Here is a 19,430-nt window from a genome sequence, read left to right on the forward strand (position 1 = left end):
ACGGCGCTCCCGTGCCTATCCGTAACTGTGCGTTGTACAGCCCCGCCGCCTCCGGGCGGGCGGGACGACACGCCGTACCGGGCAGGACGGACCGGGGCGGGCTCAGGGGCTCGCGTCGTAGACCGTGAGCGCGATCTGCACCCGGTTGCTCAGCTCCAGCTTGGTCAGGATGCGCGAGACGTGCGCCTTCACCGTGGCCACGCTCATGTAGAGCGCGGACCCGATCTCCGCGTTGGAGCGGCCCTGACCCACCGCCAGGGCCACCTCGCGCTCGCGCTCGCTCAACCGGGCCAGCAGTGTCCTGGCCCGGTCGGTGCGCTCGCCGGCGCCGCCGTCGGCCACATGCGTGATCAGCTGCCTGGTCACCGCGGGCGACAGGATCGGCTCGCCCGCGGCCACCCGCCGGATCGCCGCCACGAGGTCGCCGGGCGGGATGTCCTTCAGCAGGAACCCGGCCGCGCCCGCGCGCAGCGCCCGCAGCACCTGGGCGTCGGCGTGGAAGGTCGTCAGCACCACCACCTCGGGCGGCGCCGGGGTGGCCAGCAGCGCCTCGGTGGCCGTCAGACCGTCGACGACCGGCATGCGGATGTCCATGAGCACCACGTCCGGACGGAGAGCGGCCACGCTCGACGGCACCTGCGCACCGTCGGCCGCCTCGCCGACGATCTCGATGTCGCCCGCGCCCGCCAAGATCATCGAGAGCCCGGCCCTGACCAGAGCGTCGTCGTCGACGATGAGCACGCGGATCTTCGAGTCTGTCATGGGGTCCACGGTAGCCACGCCCTCACCACGAAATCGCCGTCGGCCCTCCTGCCGTGCTCAAGCCGCCCGCCCGACAACTCGGCGCGCTCGGTCAGCCCGATCAGCCCCGCGCCCGCCCCGGGGATGCCGGTGAGCACCTGGCCGGGGATGCGCGGGCCCGGCCGCGCCAGCGCGGGGTTGCGCACCTCGACGCTCAGCCCGTCCCCCGGGCGGCCGCCGACCGCCACGGTGACCGGGGCGCCGTCCGCGTGCTTGCGGGCGTTGGTCAGCGCCTCCTGGACGATCCGGTAGGCGTTGCGCCCGAGGGACTGCGGCGTCTCGTCGAGTTCGGGCAGCCGCAGCGTGACGTCCATGCCCGCACGGCGGCACTCGGCGACCAGGTCGGCGAGATCGGCCAGCGTCGGCTGGGGCCGCTCCGGCACGGCGGTGTCGGACGGAGCCGCGCCCTGCCCGTGCCGCAGCACCCCGATCACCCCGCGAAGGTCCTCAAGGGCCTGGTGGGCGCTGTCCCTGATGGCGGCGGCGGCCTTGGCGACCTCGTCGGGGGGCGCGTCCTTGCGGAACTCCAGCGCACCCGCGTGCAGGCTCAGGATCGACAGCCGGTGGGCGAGCACGTCGTGCATCTCCCTGGCGATGCGCTCGCGCTCCAGGCGCCTGGCCTCGTCGGCGGCGCCGTCGGCCTGCTTGCGCAGCGACCACACGAGCTGGCGGCGGGCCCGCACCAGCATGCCCCACGTCCAGACCATCAGCCCCAGGCCGATGGCGGTGACGGACGTCAGGGTCGGCCCCATGACCGCGTCGGGCCGGAAGTAGGAGTAGGGCAGCGCCGTGATCAGGTTGGCGAGCAGGGCGAAGCCAGAGATCTTGAACGGGCGGTGGACGGCCACCGTGAACAGCGCCACCATCGCCGCGCCGCCGACCAGGAGCAAGCCGCTCGACAGCAACGTCAACGCCAGCGACAGCACGACCGGATACCTGCGGCGCAGCCACACGGCGACGCACGCGAGCGCGCCCACCACCTGCTCGGTGACCTGCACCGGTTGCGGGAACTTCTCCAGGTCGGGGACGGTCAGCACGGTCAGGGCGGCGGCCACCAGGAACATGGCGGTGTCGACGACCCAGTCGCGCGTCGAACGCTTGACCGGCCGCCCCTCACCGTCGCCGAGCAGCACCGAGGGCAGCGCCCACCGGTACTCTCCACCGTCCCTGCTCACGTTCACCGAGGTTACGGCCTTTCGGCGGGTGAAACCCAGCGACCAAAGTCGATACCGTGCCAGACCTGTGGCCGACGCGGGTGACGCGGCCCGGCGGCAGCCTTGATCGCATGAAAGTCGTTCTGGACGTGCTCGGCTGGGTCCTCGCCGCCCAAGGGGGCGTCGGCGTCGTCAACACACTGCTCGGATGGTGGCACTGGGCCGAGGATCTGCTCGTGGTCAACCGGGTGCCGCTGCTGGCGGGGTACGAGGTGTTCGCCTCGATACTGATCGGGGTGCTGGGCCTCGCCGTGCTCGGTATCTCCGGCTCCATCGACCGCAAGCGGGCGGGCTGAGATGGAGCCGGCCCTCGCCCTGCGCCCGCCGCGCCACCGGGCCGACCCGCGTGCCGTGAGGTGGTGGACCGTCCAGGGTCTGCTCGTCGCCGTGCCGCTGGCGCTGACGGCCGGAGCGGCGTACTGGTTCCTCACCGAACGCCAGGTCTGGCTGGGGGCCCTGGTGGCGGCCTTCGCCGTCGCGTGCGTCGCGCTCGCGTCGCTCACCCCGCGCCTCTACTACCGCGTGCAACGGTGGGAGGTCACCGACGACGCCGTCTACACCCTCCACGGCTGGCTGACCCACACCTGGCGGGTGGCGCCGATGTCGCGCATCCAGACGGTCGACACCGAGCGGGGGCCGGTGCAGCGACTGTTCGGACTGGCGAACGTGACCGTCACGACCGCCAGCGCGGCCGGACACATCAAGATCGAGGCGCTCGACCACGAGCTGGCCGCGCGACTGGCCGAGCGGCTGACCACGATCACCCAGGCGACTCCGGGTGACGCGACGTGAACCCGGCCGTCGAGGAGGTCCGCGAGGACGACGGGTGGCGCACGCTGTGCCGGAGAAGTCTCGCCGCCTCGGCCGTGATGTCGCTCGGGCTCGCCGTCCCCGCCGCCTTCTTCCTCGGCCGGGCGCTGGTCGAGCGGGGGTGGTCGCCGCTGTCGGTGGCGGCCCTGGTGGCGGGGCTGGCCGTGCTGGTCGTGTGCGGCGTGAGCGCCTTCGACTACGTGCGCCTGCGCACCACGCGCTGGCGGCTGACCGGCGAGCGCCTTGAGGTCCGCAGCGGCTTCGTCGAGCGCCACCACCGGTCGGTGCCGCGCGAGCGGGTGCGCAGCGTCGACATCACCGCCGACCCGGTACGCCGGGTGTTCGGGCTGGCCGTGGTCAAGGTGGGCACGGGTGAGCAGGCGGGCGGGCAGTCCGAGCTCAGCCTCGACCCGCTGCTGCGCACGGACGCCGAGGCGCTGCGCCGCCTCCTGCTCGACGGCGAGCTCTCGGCGGGCGTCTCACCGGACACCTCGCCGGGCGCCTCGCTGGGCGCCCAGGACCCGGCCGTGGCGCGGCTCGACTGGTCGTGGGCGAGGTTCGCGCCGCTCACGGTGTGGTCGTTCGTCGGCGGCGCGATCCTGCTCGGCGCCGGGTACAAGGCGCTCGGCCTGTTCGGCCTCGACGAGACGGTCGAGGAACGGCTCGGCCCCGCCTGGGACTGGGCGATCGAGCACCCGTGGACGGCCGTGCCCGCCGTGCTCCTGGTCAACGTACTGGTGGGGCTGCTGGGAGCGGTGATCCACTTCGCGGCCGCCTGGGGCGGCTACCGCCTCGAACGCGAGCCGGGACGACTGCGCCTGCGCCGGGGGCTGCTGACCACGCGTTCGCTGACGCTTGAAGAGCGGCGGCTGCGCGGCGTCGAGGTGGCCGAGCCGCTGCTGCTGCGGCTCGGCGGCGGGGCCCGGGTGAAGGCGGTCGCGACCGGCCTGGGCAAGACGGACGACGAGGAGAACGAGGACGTGGCGGCGCTGTCACCGCCGATGCCGCGCGAGCACGCCTGGCGCGTCGCCTCCGCCGTCGCCTTCGCCCGGCCGGAGGCGGGCGTCACCGTGGCCCGGCCGGACGCGGGCGGAGCCTCCCCTCGGCCGGGCGCGGACGATGCCTTCGCCCGGCCGCTCGCGGACGGCGCCGCGCCTGCGGGGCCGAGGCTGACACCGCACCCGCGCGCCGCCAGAGGGCGGCGGATCCGATGGGCGCTGAGCTGGGTGGCGCTCGTCGCGGCCGCCGTCGCGGCGCTCGACCTCATGTACGCCTGGATGCCCGCGTGGGCCTGGGCGGCGCCCGCCGCGCTGCTGCCCGTGGCGCTGCTCCTCGCGCTGGACGCCTACCGGGGCCTCGGCCACACGCTGACCGCCGGGCACCTGGTGGCGCGGTCGGGGTCGGCGGTGCGCAGCACGCTCGCCCTGGAGCGGGCGGGAGTCGTGGGGTGGACCGTACGCGGGTCGTACTTCCAGCGCAGGGCGGGACTGCTGACGCTGACGGCGACGACGGCGGCCGGCAGGGGACACCTCCGCGTGCACGACATCGGGCAGGACGCGGGCCTCACCCTGGCGGCGCAGGCCGTGCCGGGTCTGCTGGAGCCGTTCGTCACGCGCAGGGCGGACGCCTCCGGCTGACCTCGGGGAGCCCCGGCTGCTTGCCCATGCCCCTGTACTGGGCAAGCGGGGCCGAACGGGGCTCCCCACTCCCCAACCGTAGGCTTCCCGCTTGCAACCGGGTTGCAAGGGTTTTGCGGCCTAACCTGCGCCGAGCCCGTCCAGGAACGCCTTCGCGAGGGCGAGCGCCCCGGCGTGCGCCTCGTCCTCGCGCAGGAGCACGGCCTTGGGGGTGGTGAGCGCCTCCCCCTTGGGGATGTCCGCGCCGACGAACTCGGCCTCCACGACCACCGCGCCCTTGCGGAAGGTCACGATGCCGGTGCCGGTGCGCAGGAGCCCGGAGCGTACCGTCCGGTACTGCCGGTAGGCGGCCTCGCCCAGCCCGCCGAGGTCGCGTTTCTCGCCGAGGGACATGCCGTTCACCTCCAGTTCGGGGGCGCCGCGCTGCCCGGAGTAGAAGCCTTTGGCCGCCCCGGTGTCGCCCGCGCCCGCCCGGTTGGTGAAGCGGTGCACGACGACGAACGCGCTGCGCACCTTGGTGCCGCCGCCGGGGGCCGGAATCTCCTTGCTCATCCACCGGCACTCGGTCTGCTCGTCACCGCCGACACGCAGGCCGCGCGCCCTCGGCTCGCCGCCCGGCACCAGCCGCAGCGCGAGCGGCTGCACGCCCTGGCAGAGCGGCGGGAACGCGGCCAGCGGCGTCGGGCTCGCCTCCGCCGGTTTGCTCGGCGAGAGCGTGGTGGACGGCCGCAGCCCGGCGAGCAGGTGGGGGTTGCCCGCCTGCCAGGCCGTCACGCCCTTGGCCACGTGCGTGGCCAGCCCGCTCACCTCGCGGATGGCGTTCTCCTCCGTGATCGAGGCCATGCCCTTGTTGGTCAGCATCGTCGCCTCCTTGGGCTGCTGGCCGGCCTGGAACCTGATCTCGACGGTCATGTCGCCGATCCGGGCCTTGGCCTCGCCGAAGGAGTACCAGAGCACGTCGTCGCGCCGGAAGGTGTACTGGGCGTAGGCGCCGTCGCCGACCCCCGGGAGCTGCTTGACCGGCGAATGGTACGACTTCTCGCCCTTTTTCACGCTCGGTTTGGCGCTCTCGGCGTAGCGTGCGCTCATCTGGCCGCTCTCGTACATCTGCTGCGCGACCGCCCGCCCGGTCTTGGCGCCCTTCCCCGGGTGCTGCTGGACGTTCACCTCGATCTCGCGGCTGCGCCAGTACTCGTTGTGGGAGATGCGGTCGTTCTTCCAGCCGCAGGTGAACGTACGGGCACCGCCGCCGGTCAGCTCCCGCGACGCCGAGGTGACCACGGCGTCGGGCACCAGGCGCTCGGTCTCCTCCTTGGGGATCATCGTGCACACGTCGAGGGCCTGGGCCTCGGCCTTGGCGGGCGGCGCCGGGGCGGGCGCGGGCTCCTCGCGCGACAGCAGCACGTACCCGCCGGTGACGCCCCCGGCCAGCACGACCGTGACGGCGACCACCGCAGGCACCAGCCGTCCCGGCCGCCGCGCCTGCTTCCTCGGCACCGTCGGCGGCTCGTACGACCCGCCCGGCCCCTGGTGGCCGATCGGCCCGTACGGCGGTCCGGGGTGGGGGCTCGGCGGCTCGTGCCGGTTACCGGGGTTCACGGGGAGACTCCTGACCTTGCCGGTTGCGTGCGCAGAAGAGGCTAGTGAACCAGACTTGCGGGACGCTTTCGGTCCCGGTTCACCGCCGCAGCGACGCGGACACCGTCCGCGCCGCCTCTTCGACGGCCTTCCGGTCGGCGGCGCCGACCCGGCGCACGTCCTCCACTCTCAGCTCGACCTCGCCGACCAGGTTGCTGTCGTGGAACATGACCAGGCTCGTCCCCTTGCCCGTATCCGCGTTGATGTACTTCGCCAGAACGTCGTAGGCGAAGGCGCTCTCGCCGATCCCGGTCACGTCGCGGACTCCGCTGGTCGTGGTCCTGAAGGAGGTGCCCGCGGCCCCGCTGCGGCCCGTCCGCTCGTCGGCGACGAGGGTGCGGGCGACCCCGGCGCCGTCGAGGGAGCCGCGCGGCGCCTCGGTCCAGGTGCGCACGAGCAGCGAACGCGGCACTCGCGAGCCGGTCCTGTGCTGCCAGCGGCACTCCCCCTGCCGGGTGCGCTCCGGTGGCGCGGCGGCGCCGACGATCTGCCTGACCCGGTCGGGCGGGACCAGCGTGCACGGGTCGGGCGCGGCGGCGTAGCGGCCGTCCGGCGGGCGGGTCAGCAGGCCGGTGCCGTACCAGATGCCCCCTCCCAGCGCCAGCACGGCCGCGAGCGCGACGGCGGGCGGCAGCAGACGGCGGCGGCGGGGGCGGCCGGTGGGGTCGGCGGCGGCGCCGAGAACGGCGCGGATCCGCTCGGCCCCGGGCCGGGCGGCGGGATCCTTGGCGAGCAAGGCCATGAGCAGCGTGCCGAGTTCGCGGCCGGCCCGGTCGGGGAAGGGCGGCTCGTGCAGCAGTACGGCGGCGACCACCGCCGCCGTCGAGGGCCGCTCGTACGGCGGCCGCCCCTGCACGATCGTGTACAGGCTCGCGCCCAGCGACCACAGGTCGGAGGCGGGCCCGGCGGGCAGCCCGTTGAGCCGCTCCGGCGCCATGTACCCGGGCGAGCCGGCGCCGGCGAGCCGGTCGTCCGAGTCTGATCCCGTAGGCCCTGCTCCCATAGGCGCTGCTCCCATGGGTGCCGCTCTCATGGGTGCCGCTCTCATGGGTGCTGCGATGCCGAAGTCGGTGAGGAAGGCGGTGCCGTCGGCGTCGAGGAGGATGTTGGCGGGCTTCACGTCCCGGTGCAGGATGGCGTGCGCGTGGGCGACCTCCAGCGCCGACAGCACGCGCAGGCCGATCCTGGCCACGAGGTCGGGCGGCAGCGGGCCGTGCTCCCTGACCACCTTGTCGAGCGAGCGGCCGGTGGACAGATCCATGACGATCCACGGCACGCCCCGGTCGAGCACCACGTCGTGCACCAGGACGATGGCCGGATCGCGCAGCCTTCCTGCCGCCCTGGCCTCGTGCATCGCGCGTTCGGCGAAGTCCGCCCGTCCCGCCGGGTCCAGGCCGTCCGGCACCCGTACCTGCTTGATCGCGACATCTCGCATGAGGGTCTGGTCGACGGCCCGCCAGACCGTGCCGGCGCCGCCTTCACCGAGGCGGGCCACCAGCCGGTAGCGGCCGGCGAGCAGGGGGTCATCCGGCACGGCGCAGCCCCTCGGCGACGAGCCCGGCCGCCTTGGCCGCCGTGTCCCTGATCTGGGCGTCGGTGGGCCGGTTGGCCAGCGTGGAGTACTCGACCTGCACCACGAGGTTGGCCACCCGGAACAGCACGACGGCGCTGTGGATCCGGCCGTCCTTCCCGCCGAGCTCGAAGGCGAAGCCCTCCTCGCCGAGCCCCGAGGTCTTCCTGATCGGGCCGCGCCGGGCCGTGAGTTCGGTCTTGGCGCCGATCTCCGGCCAGGTCCAGCCGACCTGCTCCAGCTCGTTCCACTGCCGGTGCTGGCCGAGCAGGAGGTTGCGGGCGGTGGTGGGGGTCATCGCCCACGGGTTCGCGGTGTCGGAGTCCTTCTGCACCTGGACGTCGATGCCCGTGCCCTGGAGGGTCCACGAGCAGGTGGGACCGATCTCGTCGGTCGAGCGGAGCGCTTTGGGTGTCTTGCCGGTGTTGAGGAGCGAGCTCACGTTCTCGGAGGTCAGCAGGGTGCAGACATCGATGGGGGTGCCGAAGGAGCTCGGCGCCGCGTCCTCGCCGCCGAGCAGGAGGAACGCGCTCGCCCCCGCCGCCACGAGCACGGCGGTGGATCCGGCCGCCAGCCCGAGGGCCCGGCCGCGCCGCCGTCCGCGCACCGGCGCTGTGTCGTCGCCCGCGGGTCGCAGACCTGCGGGCTGCCCGGCGGCGACCCGCTGGAGCGCGTCCAGCACCGCCGCCGGGTGCGGACGGCCCGCCGGGTCGCGGGCGAGCATCGCGGGGAGCACCGCGCCGAGTGGCCCCTGGATCGGCGGCGGCGCCGTGGTCAGCGTGGCCTTGATGCGCTCGGCCGCCGAGCCGGAGTACAGCGCCCTGCCCAGCACGGCGTGGTAGACGGTCGCGCCGAGCGACCACAGGTCGCTGGCGGGCCCGCCGGGCGAGCCTTCGAGCCGCTCGGGGGCGATGAAGCCGGGCGAACCGATCGTCAGGCCCCGCTGGGTGAGCGTGGCCTGGCCCTCCTGCCTGGCGATGCCGAAGTCGGTCAGCACCACCCGGCCGCTGTCGGTGAGGAAGACGTTGCCCGGCTTGACGTCGCGGTGCTGCAACCCCTGAGCGTGGGCGACCATGAGCGCGGCCAGGACGTCGGCGCCGATCGCCGAGGCCCGCCGCTGGTCCATGGGACCGTCCTCGGCGGCGACCTGGGCCAGCGTCCGGCCGCGCAGCAGCTCCATGACCAGCCACGGCCGGCCGTACTCGACGACGACGTCGTGCAGCGCGACGATGCCGGGATGGCGGAGCTGCGCCGTGGCCTGCGCCTCGCGCACCGCGCGGGTCACGGCCTCGGCACGCTCGGCCGGGCCGAGATGGTCGGCGAGTGTGAGCTCCTTGACGGCGACCTCGCGGTCGAGCAGTTCGTCCCTGGCCAGCCAGACACGGCCCATGCCGCCGCTGCCGAGCGGGCGGAGCAGGGCATATCTGTGGGCGAGTCGTCCCCCTGACATAAACAGGAGACTAACGAAAGATCCAGTTGTCCCGGCAGGCGCCGGGATAACTGTCAGTCGGTCCTTCTATGGTCTTTGATCGTGGACGCGGTTCAAGGCACTCTCGACGAGCTCGGCACCCCCCTGCGGGAGGTGACGTTCGTCGTCTTCGACCTCGAGACCACGGGCGGCTCCCCCGCCGAGCACGCGATCACGGAGATCGGCGCGGTCAAGGTGCGGGCGGGCGAGATCCTCGGCGAGTTCTCGACGCTGGTCGACCCCGGCGGGCCGATCCCGCCCTTCATCTCGGTGCTGACCGGCATCACCGACGCCATGGTGACGGCCGCGCCGCGCCTGCCCGCCGTGCTTCCGAGCTTCCTGGAGTTCATCAGGGGCACGGTGCTCGTCGCCCACAACGCCGGTTTCGACACCCGCTTCGTCAAGGCCGCCTGCGCCGAACTCGGCTACCCGCCCCCGGCCAACCCCGTCGTCGACACCGTCGACCTCGCCCGCCGCGTGCTGACCCGCGACGAGGTCCCCAACGCCAAGCTCGCCACGCTCGCCCGGTTCTTCCGCAGCCCCGTCGAGCCGTGTCACCGCGCGCTGCAGGACGCGCGGGCCACCGTCGACGTCCTGCACGGCCTCATCGGCCGTGCGGGCTCCTACCAGGTGCACACGCTGGAGGAGCTCAAGTCCTTCGTCCGCGCGCCGACGCCCGAGCAGCGGCGCAAACGCCACCTGGCCGAGTCCGTGCCCCACGCGCCCGGCGTCTACCTGTTCGAGGATGCGCGCGGCGAGGTCCTCTACATCGGCAAGTCCACCAACCTGCGCAACCGCGTCCGCTCCTACTTCACCGCGAGCGAGACCCGGCCGCGCGTGCGCGAGATGATCGGCATCGCCGAGCGGGTCGGGCACATCGTCTGCGCGACCGCCCTGGAGGCGGAGGTGCGCGAGCTACGCCTGATCGGCGGCGCCAAGCCGCGCTACAACCGGCGCTCCCGCTTCCCGGAGAAGGTCGTCTGGCTCAAGCTCACCGACGAGGCGTTCCCCCGCCTGTCGATCGTGCGCGAGGTCAGGGACGACGGCGCCGCCTACCTCGGCCCGTTCGGCAGCAGCCGCGCCGCCGACGACGCCCGCGCCGCCCTGCACGAGGCGCTCCCGCTGCGCCAGTGCACCCAGCGGCTCACCCCGTCCACCCGCACCACCGCCTGCGTCCTGCACGAGATGGGCCGCTGCGGGGCCCCGTGCGCGGGCCACGAGACGCCCGCCGAGTACGCCGTGCACGCCGAGGCCGCCCGCCGGGCCATCGAGCACGACGTCGGCCTCGTCTACGCGGCCGTGTCCGCCCGCATGGAACGCCTGGCGGTCGAGCAGCGCTACGAGGAGGCGAGCGTCGACCGCGACCGGCTGGCCTCCTACGTGCGCGCCGCCGCCCGCATGCAGCGGCTCGCGGCGCTCACCCGCATCCCCCAGATGGTCGCGGCCAGCCCCGCCTTCGACGGCGGCTGGGACATCCACGTCATCAGGTACGGCCGGCTCAGCGCGGCCGGGGTCATGCCGCGCGGCGCCCACCCGGTTCCGTTCGTCGACTCGCTCGTCTCCACCGCCGAGACCGTACTGCCCGGCCCCGGCCCCACCCACGCCGCGACCGCCGAGGAGACCGAGTGCATCCTGCGATGGCTCGAATCGCCCGGCGTGCGCCTGGTCGAGGTCGACGGCGAGTGGAGCCTGCCGGCCCAGGGCGCCGCCCGCCACCGGGCCCGCATCGAACGCGCCTACCAGCGGCTCGACCCGCGCCCGTCCCGAGAGGGCAGGCCGATGCGATGACCCGCTAGAGTGGCGGACATGGTCACGGCAATCGTTCACATCAACGCCGAGGTGGACCGCATCCCGGAGGTCGCGCAGACGATCGCCGCGATCGACGGGGTCAGCGAGGTCTACTCCATCACCGGCGAATACGACCTGCTGGCCATGGTCCGGGTGGCGGCCTACGAGCAGGTCGCGGAGGTCATCCCCGGCCGCCTCAACAAGGTGCCCGGCGTGCTCCACACCGAGACCCACATCGCCTTCCGCGCCTACTCGCGACACGACCTGGAGAGCACCTTCTCCATCGGCCTGCCCGAAACCGACTGAGCGCCCCCTCCCGCCGTTGAGGGCCGCCCTCTCGCCCGCCTTCTCCACCCCGGCAACCTCATCACGGCCCGGCCGCATCACTCCCGCTGGCCCCACCACCTCGTCACGGCCCGGCCCCCGCCGAACGCCACCCGCCGCGCTCCGGCCGACGGCCTCCAGGGGCACGCCCCTGCCCGCGTTCCTCCCCGCCGACACGCCACCCCCTTGGGCCCCTCGACCGGACGGCGTGTCGGCGGGTTCGCCGCAGGGATGAGAGGCGTGTTCCTGGAGGCCGCCGGCCCACGACGGCGGGTGGCGGGTGGACGGGCGGGCCGTACCGAGAAGCCGTCCTGAAAAGAAGAAGGCCCGGACAGACTCGTCCGGGCCTTCGACTTCTCGCCTAGTGCTTGTCGTCACCCGGCGGGAGGGCGTGGTCGTCGTGACCGTGACCCTCGTCGAGCGGGATCTTCTCCCCGCCGTACGACTGGGACATCTTGCCGCGCAGCTTGCCGAGCGGGCCGCGTACGCCCTTCGGCGGGATGCCGGAGGTGTCCTCGTCGACCGGAAGGGTGGGGACCGGCTCCTTCGCCCGCATGTGGGCCTCGATGTCCTCCAGCGGCGCCGTGTGGACCTCGATGAACTCACCGTGCGGCAGCCTCTTGATCACACCGGACTCCACACCGTGCCCGATGATCGCGGCGTCGGAGCGCTGCAGACCGAGGCAGATGCGGTAGGTGATGATGTAGGCGATCACCGGGCCGACCAGGACCAGGACGCGACCGACGATCGTGGTCGCGTTCAGGCTGATCTGGAAGTTGGCCGCGAGTTCGTCGTTGGCACCCAGCAGCCAGAGCACACCGTAGAACGTGATGGCGGACATGCCGATCGCGGTGCGGTGCGGGTTGTTGCGCGGGCGGTCCGTGACGTGGTGGTCGCGGTTGTCGCCGGTGATCCACCGTTCGAGGAACGGATAGAGCCCCAACCCGGTGAAGATGATGCCCATGGGCAACAGCGCCGGGATGATCACGCTCATCGGCAGTGTCCCCGCATGGGCCGTGCCGAAGAGGTTGATCTCCCATGGCGGCATCAGCCGCAGCGAGCCTTCCAGGAAGCCCATGTAGAAGTCGGGTTGCGAACCCGCCGAGATATCGGCCGGATTATATGGTCCGAAGATCCAGATGGGGTTGATCTGGGCGAAGGTGCCCAGACCCGCGATCACCGCGAGGGTGAACAGGAAGTACGCGCCGCCCTTGAGCATGAACGCCGGGTAGAAGGGCGAACCGACCACGTTCTTGTTGGTACGGCCCTTGCCGGGCATCTGGGTGTGCTTCTGCACCCACATGAGCACCAGGTGGGCACCGATGAGCGCCAGCAGGATGCCGGGGATGATCAGGATGTGCAGCGAGTAGAACCGGCCCATGACGTCATAGCCCGGATACTCCCCGCCGAACAGGAAGAACTGGATGTATGTGCCGACCAGCGGCAGCGAGACCATCACGCCCTGGGTGATCCGCAGACCGGCGCCGGACAGCAGGTCGTCGGGCAGCGAGTAGCCGGTCAGGCCCTCGGCCAGCGCCAGCATCAGCAGCAGCACGCCGATGAGCCAGTTGAGCTCGCGCGGCTTGCGGTACGCGCCGGTGAAGAAGACGCGCAGCATGTGGACCATCATGCCCGCGACGAACAGCAGCGCGGCCCAGTGGTGCATCTGCCGCATGAGCAGACCACCGCGGACCTCGAAGCTGATCTCCAGCGACGAGGCGTAGGCCTGGGAGATGATCACGCCCTTGAGCGGCTCGTACGGGCCGTTGTAGACGACGTGCTCCATGCCCGGCTTGTACCAGAACGTCAGGAACGTACCGGTGAGCAGCAGGATGATGAACGAGTACAGCGCGATCTCGCCCAGCAGGAACGACCAGTGGTCGGGGAAGATCTTGCGGAGGTTGCGGCGCAGCGCCTGGCCTCCGCCGACGCGCTCGTCGAGGTAGCCCGCCGGGCCGGCGATGGCCTTCGGCACGGTCTTCAGGTCGCTCATGCCTGGCCTCCCTTCTCCCTGACCTCGGCCTCGGCGTCGCCGCGTTCCCAGTAGCTGGGTCCGACCGGGACGTCGAAGTCACCCTTGGCGATGAGGTAGCCCTCGGCGTCGACGCCGATCGGCAGCTGCGGCAGCGGACGGGCCGCCGGGCCGAAGATGACCTCGGCGCCGTTGGCGGCGTCGAAGGTCGACTGGTGGCACGGGCACAGGATGTGGTGCGTGGTCTGCTCGTACAGGGCCGCGGGGCAGCCGACGTGCGTGCAGATCTTGGAGTACGCCACGATCCCGTCGTGCGTCCAGTTCAGGTTGGTCTTGGACTTGAGCTCCTCGGGCCTGAACTTGATCAGGATCAGCGTGGCCTTGGCCAGCGCGTTGAGGTCGGTCTCGTAGCCCTCGGGGACCACCGACAGGATGCCGCCGGGCGAGTTGAAGTCGGCGGCCCGGATCGGCTGCCCGGTGCCCTCGACGACCAGGCGCATCGGCTTCTTCAGCGTCTCTGCCCACACGGTGTGGCGCAGGAGCTTGTTGAAGTCGGCCGCGGGCATCGGGGTGTTGTCGAGGTCGCGCAGCAGGACCAGCGGCAGCAGGCCGAGCGGCGCGGAGGCCAGCAGCAGCGTACGGCGCAGCAGCGGCCGCTTGACGAAGCCGCTCTCGTTGGCGCCCTGCAGGAACGTCGCCGTGATCTCCTCACGGGTCTCCTCGTCGGCGGCCGGCGAGTGGCGCTCCTGGACCAGGTTGTACTTCGGCATGAGGTGCCGCACCCAGACCACGATGCCGACCGCGAGGCCGAGGACCGCCAGCGTCAGCGTGGCGCCCAGCGCCAGGTGGGACTGGCCGGTGGCCTCCGGCGAACCCACCTGGAACACGACGTAGAAGATGATGAAGGCGATGGCCGACACGAAGGTGATCGTGAAGCAGAGCGCGACGAGCTTCTCGGCCTTGCGGGCCTTGGCCTCGTCGGGCAGCGTCACGCCGGGGACGTCTGAGCCGTCACCGCCCTCCTTGGGAGATGCCTCCACCGTGCCGAGCATCGAGGTGCCCGGCGCGGGAGTGCCGATGACGCGCTTTGGCACGCGTTCATCGGCCTGCTCGATGTCGTGCTCGTTGTCTGTCATGACTTCCGTCGCTTCTTCGCTGTGATCCAGATGGCGGCCAGCGCCAGCAGGCTGATGCCCACGGCCCACGCAACGAGGCCCTCGGTGACCGGGCCGATGCGGCCGAGGCCGAACCCGCCGGGGTCCTTCTGCGAGCGGATCTCGGTGATGTAGGCGATCATGTCGCGCTTCTCCTGCGGCGTGATCGTCGAGTCGTTGAACACCGGCATCGCCTGCGGGCCGGTCACCATCGCCTCGTAGATCTGCTTGGGAGAGGAGGCGTTGAGACTCGGGGCGTACTTGCCCCTGGTCAGCGCTCCGCCCGCGCCGCTCCAGTTGTGGCACTGGATGCAGTTGGCGCGGAAGAGCTCGCCGCCCTTGGCCGCGTTGGCGCCCGTGGTGTCGAGCTGCTCCTTGGTGGGGATGGTCGGGCCGCCACCGAGCGTCTGCACGTAAGCGGAGAGCTGGCGCACCGTGTCGTCGTTGACCCACGGAGCCGGGGGCTTGCGCGGCGCCTGGGCGCCGGGGTTGGCCGCAGGCATGCGGCCGCTGCTCACCTGGAAGTCGACCGCGGCGGCGCCGACACCGACGAGCGTCGGACCCGTCGAGGTGCCCTCGGCGCTGAGTCCGTGGCAGCTGGCGCAGTGTGCCTGGAACAGGCTCTTGCCCTCTGCGACGTCGTCGACCTTGCCCGCCGCGAGCGCGGCGTCGGCAGGCTTGCTCGCCTGGACCAGGGTGGCGTAGGCCACACCGGCCAGGGCCAAGGCCAAAACCAGGACGGCATATCTCGCGAGGGGATGCCGCCGCCAAGCGGTGGTCCTAGTCACTGAGATCCCGTTCCTTAACGAATGATGTAGATGGTCGCGAAAAGACCGATCCAGACGACGTCGACGAAGTGCCAGTAGTAGGACACGACGATCGCGCTGGTGGCCTGCTCATGCGTGAAGCGCTTCGCGGCGTACGTACGTCCCAGCATGAACAGGAACGCGATCAGGCCACCGGTCACGTGCAGGCCGTGGAAGCCTGTCGTCAGGTAGAACACCGAGGTGTAGGCGTTGGACGAGAGCGTCGCGCCGTCGGCGGCCAGTTCGGCGTACTCGTACAGCTGACCGCCGATGAAGACCGCGCCCATCAGGAAGCTGACGATGTACCAGAAGCGGAGCTTGCCGACCTGGCCCTTCTCAGCGGCCCACACGCCAAGCTGGCATGTCACGGACGACAGCACCAGGATGATCGTGTTGACCGTCGCGAACGGGATGTTCAGGTGAGCGGCGCCCTCGGTGCCCGCAGGCTGGAGGGAGGGGCCCCATTCGAAGCCGTCACCGATGCTCACCGACCGGATGGTGAAGTACATCGCGAACAGCGCCGCGAAGAACATGAGCTCAGAGGACAGCCACACGATGGTGCCGACGCTGACCAGATTGGGTCTACGCGCCGGATGGGCTGTCGTCGTCGAAGTTATTGCGGATGCTGTCGCCACGGGCAGCATTATTGCGGCTCCTGTGGTCGGTCCGGCGCACGACCCCCCGTTAGGAGGAACATATGCGCGACCAACCTGGGATAATCGGGGTAAAACATCCGCTGGAGGTGGTGGCCTGGGATTCCGTCCCGGACCCCCGGTACGATCCCTGGTGACCCTACCTCTCCGACCGATAGCGAGCGCAGCAGTGAGCACCACTGGGAGCAGCGAGAGCACGATGCGCGTCCTCGTCTACAGCGACGACGCGGGCACCCGGGAGAAGGTGCGCCAGGCGATCGGGCGCAGGCCCGCAGCCGACGTGCCGTTCGTGGAGATCGTCGAGTGCGCCACCGAGCCCAAGGTCCACCAGTGGCTCGGCTCCGGCGAGATCGACGTCGCCGTCCTCGACGGCGAGACCCAGCCCGCCGGCGGCATGGGCGTGGCCCGCCAGGCCAAGGACGAGGTCTACGACTGCCCGCCCATCTGCCTGCTGATCGCCAGGCGCGACGACCGGTGGCTGGCCGCGTGGTCCAGGGCCGACGCCGTGGTCGCCCAGCCGCTGGAGCCGATCGTGCTGGCCGACGCCGTGGCCGATCTGATGCGCAGGCGTTCCTCGACCCGACTCAACGCGAAGTAGGTACCCACCATGGACTCCCGCACCTCGTGGCCCGCTCTGCTGTCCGCCCTCCTGTCCGGGCAGCATCTCACCTCGGACGAGACGGCCTGGGCCATGCGGGAGATCATGTCGGGTACGGCGACGCCCGCGCAGATCGCCGGCTTCGCCGTCGCGCTGCGCGCCAAGGGTGAGACCGTGGCCGAGGTCGCCGGCCTGGCCCGCACGATGCTGGAGCTGGCCACGCCCCTGCGCGTCGACGGACCCGTGGTGGACGTCGTCGGCACCGGCGGCGACCGCGCCCACACGGTCAACGTCTCCACGATGGCCGCCATCGTCGCGGCCGCCGCGGGCGCCCGCGTGGTCAAGCACGGCAACCGGGCCGCCTCCTCCTCGTGCGGCGCCGCCGACGTCCTGGAGCACCTCGGCATCCGGCTGGACCTGACGCCCGAGCAGACCGCGAGGGTCGCCCGCGAGGCGGGCATCGCCTTCTGCTTCGCGCCGGTCTACCATCCGGCGCTGCGCTTCGCCGGGCCGCCGCGCAAGGAACTCGGCGTGCCGACGGTCTTCAACTTCCTCGGGCCGCTCACCAACCCGGCCCGCCCCTCCGCCCAGGCGATCGGCGTCTACGACGCGGACATGCTGCCGGTGCTCGCCGGGGTGTTCGCCGAGCGCGGGGTCTCGGCGCTGGTCTTCCGAGGCGACGACGGGCTCGACGAGCTGACCATCGCCACCACCTCGACCGTGTGGGTGGTGCGCGACGGCGAGGCCACCCGGACGGTGTTCGACCCGGCGGTGCTGGGCATCGCGCGGGCCGAGGTGGGGGCGCTGCGCGGCGGTGACGTGGCCTTCAACGCGCAGGCCGTCCACGACCTGCTGGGCGGCAAGACCGGGCCGGTGCGCGACGCGGTGCTCCTCAACGCGGCCGCCGCGCTGGTGGCGCTCGACGGTGCCGGCGACTCGCTCGACTCGGCCATGACCGCCGCCTACGGCCGCGCCGTCCACGCCGTCGACTCCGGTGACGCCGCCGCCACGCTGACCGCCTGGATCGACACCAGCTCCCGCGTGTAGCGAACTACCCTCGCGGCCCCAGGTCCGTGAGCACGGCCTCCGCCTCGGGCGTGCCCGCCGGGCCGGTCGGCTCCGCGGCCACATCGGCACCCTGCGGCCGCCCGGTCACCTGCTCGGAGCCGGCCTGGCAGCCACTCGGCGGGACGTCTCTCAGCAGGCGGGCGATCAGGATCGCCACGACGGTCAGTGTGGCCGCCGCGATGAGGGCGACCGTGTGGAGACCGGTCGTGAACGCCGCCCTGGAGGCGTCCAGGAGGGCCTGGGCCTGGGGACCGTCCAACTGACCCGCCGCCACGCTCGCGCCCACCAGCGCGTCTCTGGCGGCGTTCGCGGCGGTCTCGGGCAGCCCTTCGGGCAGCACCAGTTCCGACCGGTACACCGCGGTGCCGATGGTCCCGAGCACCGCGATGCCGAGCGCGAACCCGAGCTCGCCGCCGGTCTGGCTCATGGCCGCCGCGGAACCGGCCTTCTCCGGCGGCGCGGCCCCCACGACCAGGTCGGTGCTGAGCGTGACGAGCGGCCCGGCGCCGAGGTTCATGAGCGCGAACCCGGCCACCAGCGTGACCGGCCCCGAGACGGTGTCCACCCGGGTCAGCAGCAGCAGCCCGGCGATCGACAGCAGCAGCCCGCCGCCGATCAGGTACGCGGGCCGGATCCGCCTGGCCAGCAGCGGCGACACCAGGAACCCGGCACCGTTGGCGGCCACGGCGGGCAGCATCCAGAGCCCGGCGGTCAGCGGGGTGAGTCCCTCGACGAGTTGGAGGTGCTGGGTGATGAAGAGCATCATGGCGCCCATGAGCAGGGTGGCGGCCATCATCCCGCCGACCGCCGTGCTGAAACTCCTGCGGGCGAACAGCCGCAGATCGAGCAGCGGATCGGCGAGCCGCCGCTGCCGCCTGGCGAACACGACCGCGACCGCCGCGCCGAGCACCAGCGCGGCCGGCGGCACCGGCTGCCAGCCGCTCTTGGCGATCTCCTTCAGCCCGTACACGACCGGCAGGATCGCCGCCAGCGACAGTACGACGCTGAGCGGGTCGAGCCGCGCGGCCCTGACCGCCTTCTGCTCGGGCAGCAGCATCGGCCCGAGCACCAGCAGCAGGAGCATGGCGGGCACGCCCAGCAGGAACGCCGAGCCCCACCAGAAGTGCTCCAGCATCGCCCCGCCCGCGATCGGCCCGAGCGTGGCGCCGCCCATGAAGGCGGCCAGCCAGATCGCGAACGCCAGCGCACGCTGCCTGGCGTCGGCGAACATGCCGCTGATCAGCGCCAGCGTGGACGGCGCCAGCGTCGCGCCCGCCAGCCCCAGCAGAGCTCTGGCGGCGATGAGCATGCCGGGGCTCGTGGAGTATGCGGCCACGACCGAGGCGGCGCCGAACGCCGCCGCACCGATGAGCAGCAGCCTTCTTCTGCCGACGCGGTCGCCCAAGGTGCCCATCGTCACCAGGAAACCGGCCAGGACGAAGCCGTAGATGTCGGTGATCCACAGCTGCTCGGTGCCAGTGGCCCCCAGGTCCTCGGCGAGGTGCGGGAGCGCGAGCAGCATGACGAAGACGTCGAGGGAGACCAGCAGGCTCGCCAGCGCCAGGACCGCCAGCCCGACCCACTCTCTCCGTCCGGCCTTCACGTTCATGTGATTCCTTCCTAGAACCGTTCTTCAGCCCTAGGTCGGAGCCACCGCCGCGTTCTCTACATCGCCTCCGAGCCCTCGTTACGGCCCGCCTCGCCGTACGCCACCCGCCGACCCGCGCCGACGGCCTCCAAGGGCACGCTCCTCACCGCACCCCGGCCCGCCGCGACGACTCCGCCGTTCCCCTGCCGAAGGCGCTGGGCCGCGCTCACCGCCGGCCTCCCTGCGGAGAACACGCCTGGGAAGGACACCGCCAGGGACCGTTCCGAGGTCACGGATCCCTTCCTGCGGAGAGCACACGCGGGAAGGGCGTCCCCGGGGTG

18 protein-coding genes are annotated in these 19,430 nt (G+C 72.2%); 7 read left to right on the top strand and 11 right to left on the bottom strand.

Annotated features, from left to right (window positions below):
- Positions 1–102: 102 nt before the first annotated feature.
- Entirely contained in the window at positions 103–762 is a 660-nt protein-coding gene (locus tag ABD120_RS18580; RefSeq protein WP_343951173.1) for a response regulator, read from the bottom strand.
- Entirely contained in the window at positions 759–1,976 is a 1,218-nt protein-coding gene (locus tag ABD120_RS18585; RefSeq protein WP_343951174.1) for a sensor histidine kinase, read from the bottom strand. The genes ABD120_RS18580 and ABD120_RS18585 overlap by 4 nt, the downstream gene beginning before the upstream one ends.
- A gap of 110 nt (positions 1,977–2,086) precedes the next feature.
- Between ABD120_RS18585 and ABD120_RS18590 the strand changes: the two genes are divergently transcribed.
- Genes ABD120_RS18590 through ABD120_RS18600 form a run of 3 tightly spaced genes read left to right on the top strand, consistent with a single transcriptional unit; the run spans position 2,087 to position 4,462 of the window.
- Positions 2,087–2,311, top strand: a complete 225-nt coding sequence (locus tag ABD120_RS18590; RefSeq protein ID WP_343951175.1) for a hypothetical protein — start codon at positions 2,087–2,089, stop codon at positions 2,309–2,311.
- Position 2,312: 1 nt separating this feature from the next.
- A complete protein-coding gene (locus ABD120_RS18595; RefSeq protein WP_343951176.1) occupies positions 2,313–2,807 on the top strand; it encodes a PH domain-containing protein in 495 nt (164 codons plus the stop codon).
- Positions 2,804–4,462, top strand: a complete 1,659-nt coding sequence (locus ABD120_RS18600) for a PH domain-containing protein (RefSeq protein WP_343951177.1) — start codon at positions 2,804–2,806, stop codon at positions 4,460–4,462. Before ABD120_RS18595 ends, ABD120_RS18600 begins: the two co-directional genes overlap by 4 nt.
- Positions 4,463–4,582: 120 nt before the next feature.
- On the opposite strand, the gene ABD120_RS18605 is transcribed toward ABD120_RS18600, so the two are convergent.
- The 3 genes from ABD120_RS18605 to ABD120_RS18615 form a co-directional block, all read right to left on the bottom strand.
- On the bottom strand, positions 4,583–6,061 hold the full coding sequence (locus ABD120_RS18605) for a hypothetical protein (RefSeq protein WP_343951178.1): 1,479 nt from the start codon (positions 6,059–6,061) through the stop codon (positions 4,583–4,585).
- Between the two features lie 79 nt (positions 6,062–6,140).
- Positions 6,141–7,634, bottom strand: coding sequence for a serine/threonine-protein kinase (locus ABD120_RS18610; RefSeq protein WP_343951179.1), 1,494 nt, complete (start codon positions 7,632–7,634; stop codon positions 6,141–6,143).
- On the bottom strand, positions 7,624–9,120 hold the full coding sequence (locus ABD120_RS18615; RefSeq protein WP_343951180.1) for a serine/threonine-protein kinase: 1,497 nt from the start codon (positions 9,118–9,120) through the stop codon (positions 7,624–7,626). Before ABD120_RS18615 ends, ABD120_RS18610 begins: the two co-directional genes overlap by 11 nt.
- An 81-nt stretch (positions 9,121–9,201) precedes the next feature.
- Here ABD120_RS18615 and ABD120_RS18620 point away from each other — a divergent pair, with 81 nt between their 5' ends.
- Positions 9,202–10,926 carry a DEDD exonuclease domain-containing protein gene (locus ABD120_RS18620; RefSeq protein WP_343951181.1) on the top strand — a complete coding sequence of 575 codons (1,725 nt, stop codon included), beginning with the start codon at positions 9,202–9,204 and terminating at the stop codon, positions 10,924–10,926.
- 18 nt (positions 10,927–10,944) lie between these two features.
- Entirely contained in the window at positions 10,945–11,232 is a 288-nt protein-coding gene (locus ABD120_RS18625) for an Lrp/AsnC family transcriptional regulator (protein ID WP_343951182.1), read from the top strand.
- A 379-nt stretch (positions 11,233–11,611) separates the two neighbouring features.
- Here ABD120_RS18625 and qcrB read toward each other — a convergent pair whose 3' ends face one another.
- The 4 genes from qcrB to ctaE are packed head-to-tail and all read right to left on the bottom strand — an operon-like array spanning position 11,612 to position 15,826.
- Positions 11,612–13,243 carry a cytochrome bc1 complex cytochrome b subunit gene (qcrB, locus tag ABD120_RS18630; protein ID WP_343951183.1) on the bottom strand — a complete coding sequence of 544 codons (1,632 nt, stop codon included), beginning with the start codon at positions 13,241–13,243 and terminating at the stop codon, positions 11,612–11,614.
- A complete protein-coding gene (qcrA, locus tag ABD120_RS18635) occupies positions 13,240–14,358 on the bottom strand; it encodes a cytochrome bc1 complex Rieske iron-sulfur subunit (protein WP_343951184.1) in 1,119 nt (372 codons plus the stop codon). Before qcrA ends, qcrB begins: the two co-directional genes overlap by 4 nt.
- Complete coding sequence (qcrC, locus tag ABD120_RS18640) at positions 14,355–15,164, bottom strand: cytochrome bc1 complex diheme cytochrome c subunit (protein WP_486348449.1); 810 nt, start codon at positions 15,162–15,164, stop codon at positions 14,355–14,357. Before qcrC ends, qcrA begins: the two co-directional genes overlap by 4 nt.
- Before the next feature lie 14 nt (positions 15,165–15,178).
- Positions 15,179–15,826: an aa3-type cytochrome oxidase subunit III gene (ctaE, locus tag ABD120_RS18645; protein WP_343951186.1), complete on the bottom strand. Its 648-nt coding sequence runs from the start codon at positions 15,824–15,826 to the stop codon at positions 15,179–15,181.
- A 208-nt stretch (positions 15,827–16,034) separates the two neighbouring features.
- Here ctaE and ABD120_RS18650 point away from each other — a divergent pair, with 208 nt between their 5' ends.
- Positions 16,035–16,433 (top strand): response regulator transcription factor, encoded by a 399-nt coding sequence (locus ABD120_RS18650; RefSeq protein ID WP_343951232.1) that lies wholly within the window; start codon positions 16,035–16,037, stop codon positions 16,431–16,433.
- 9 nt (positions 16,434–16,442) lie between these two features.
- The gene (gene trpD / locus ABD120_RS18655; RefSeq protein ID WP_343951187.1) at positions 16,443–17,480 is read left to right on the top strand and encodes an anthranilate phosphoribosyltransferase; all 1,038 of its coding nucleotides are present in this window, start codon (positions 16,443–16,445) and stop codon (positions 17,478–17,480) included.
- A 4-nt stretch (positions 17,481–17,484) separates the two neighbouring features.
- Here the strand turns inward: trpD and ABD120_RS18660 are convergent, their stop codons facing one another.
- Positions 17,485–19,110, bottom strand: coding sequence for an MFS transporter (locus ABD120_RS18660; RefSeq protein WP_343951188.1), 1,626 nt, complete (start codon positions 19,108–19,110; stop codon positions 17,485–17,487).
- Positions 19,111–19,166: 56 nt separating this feature from the next.
- Positions 19,167–19,319, bottom strand: coding sequence for a hypothetical protein (locus ABD120_RS18665; RefSeq protein WP_343951189.1), 153 nt, complete (start codon positions 19,317–19,319; stop codon positions 19,167–19,169).
- Positions 19,320–19,430: the final 111 nt, after the last annotated feature.

The sequence above is a fragment of the Nonomuraea longicatena genome, from assembly GCF_039525605.1.
Taxonomy (GTDB): Bacteria; Actinomycetota; Actinomycetes; order Streptosporangiales; family Streptosporangiaceae; genus Nonomuraea; species Nonomuraea longicatena.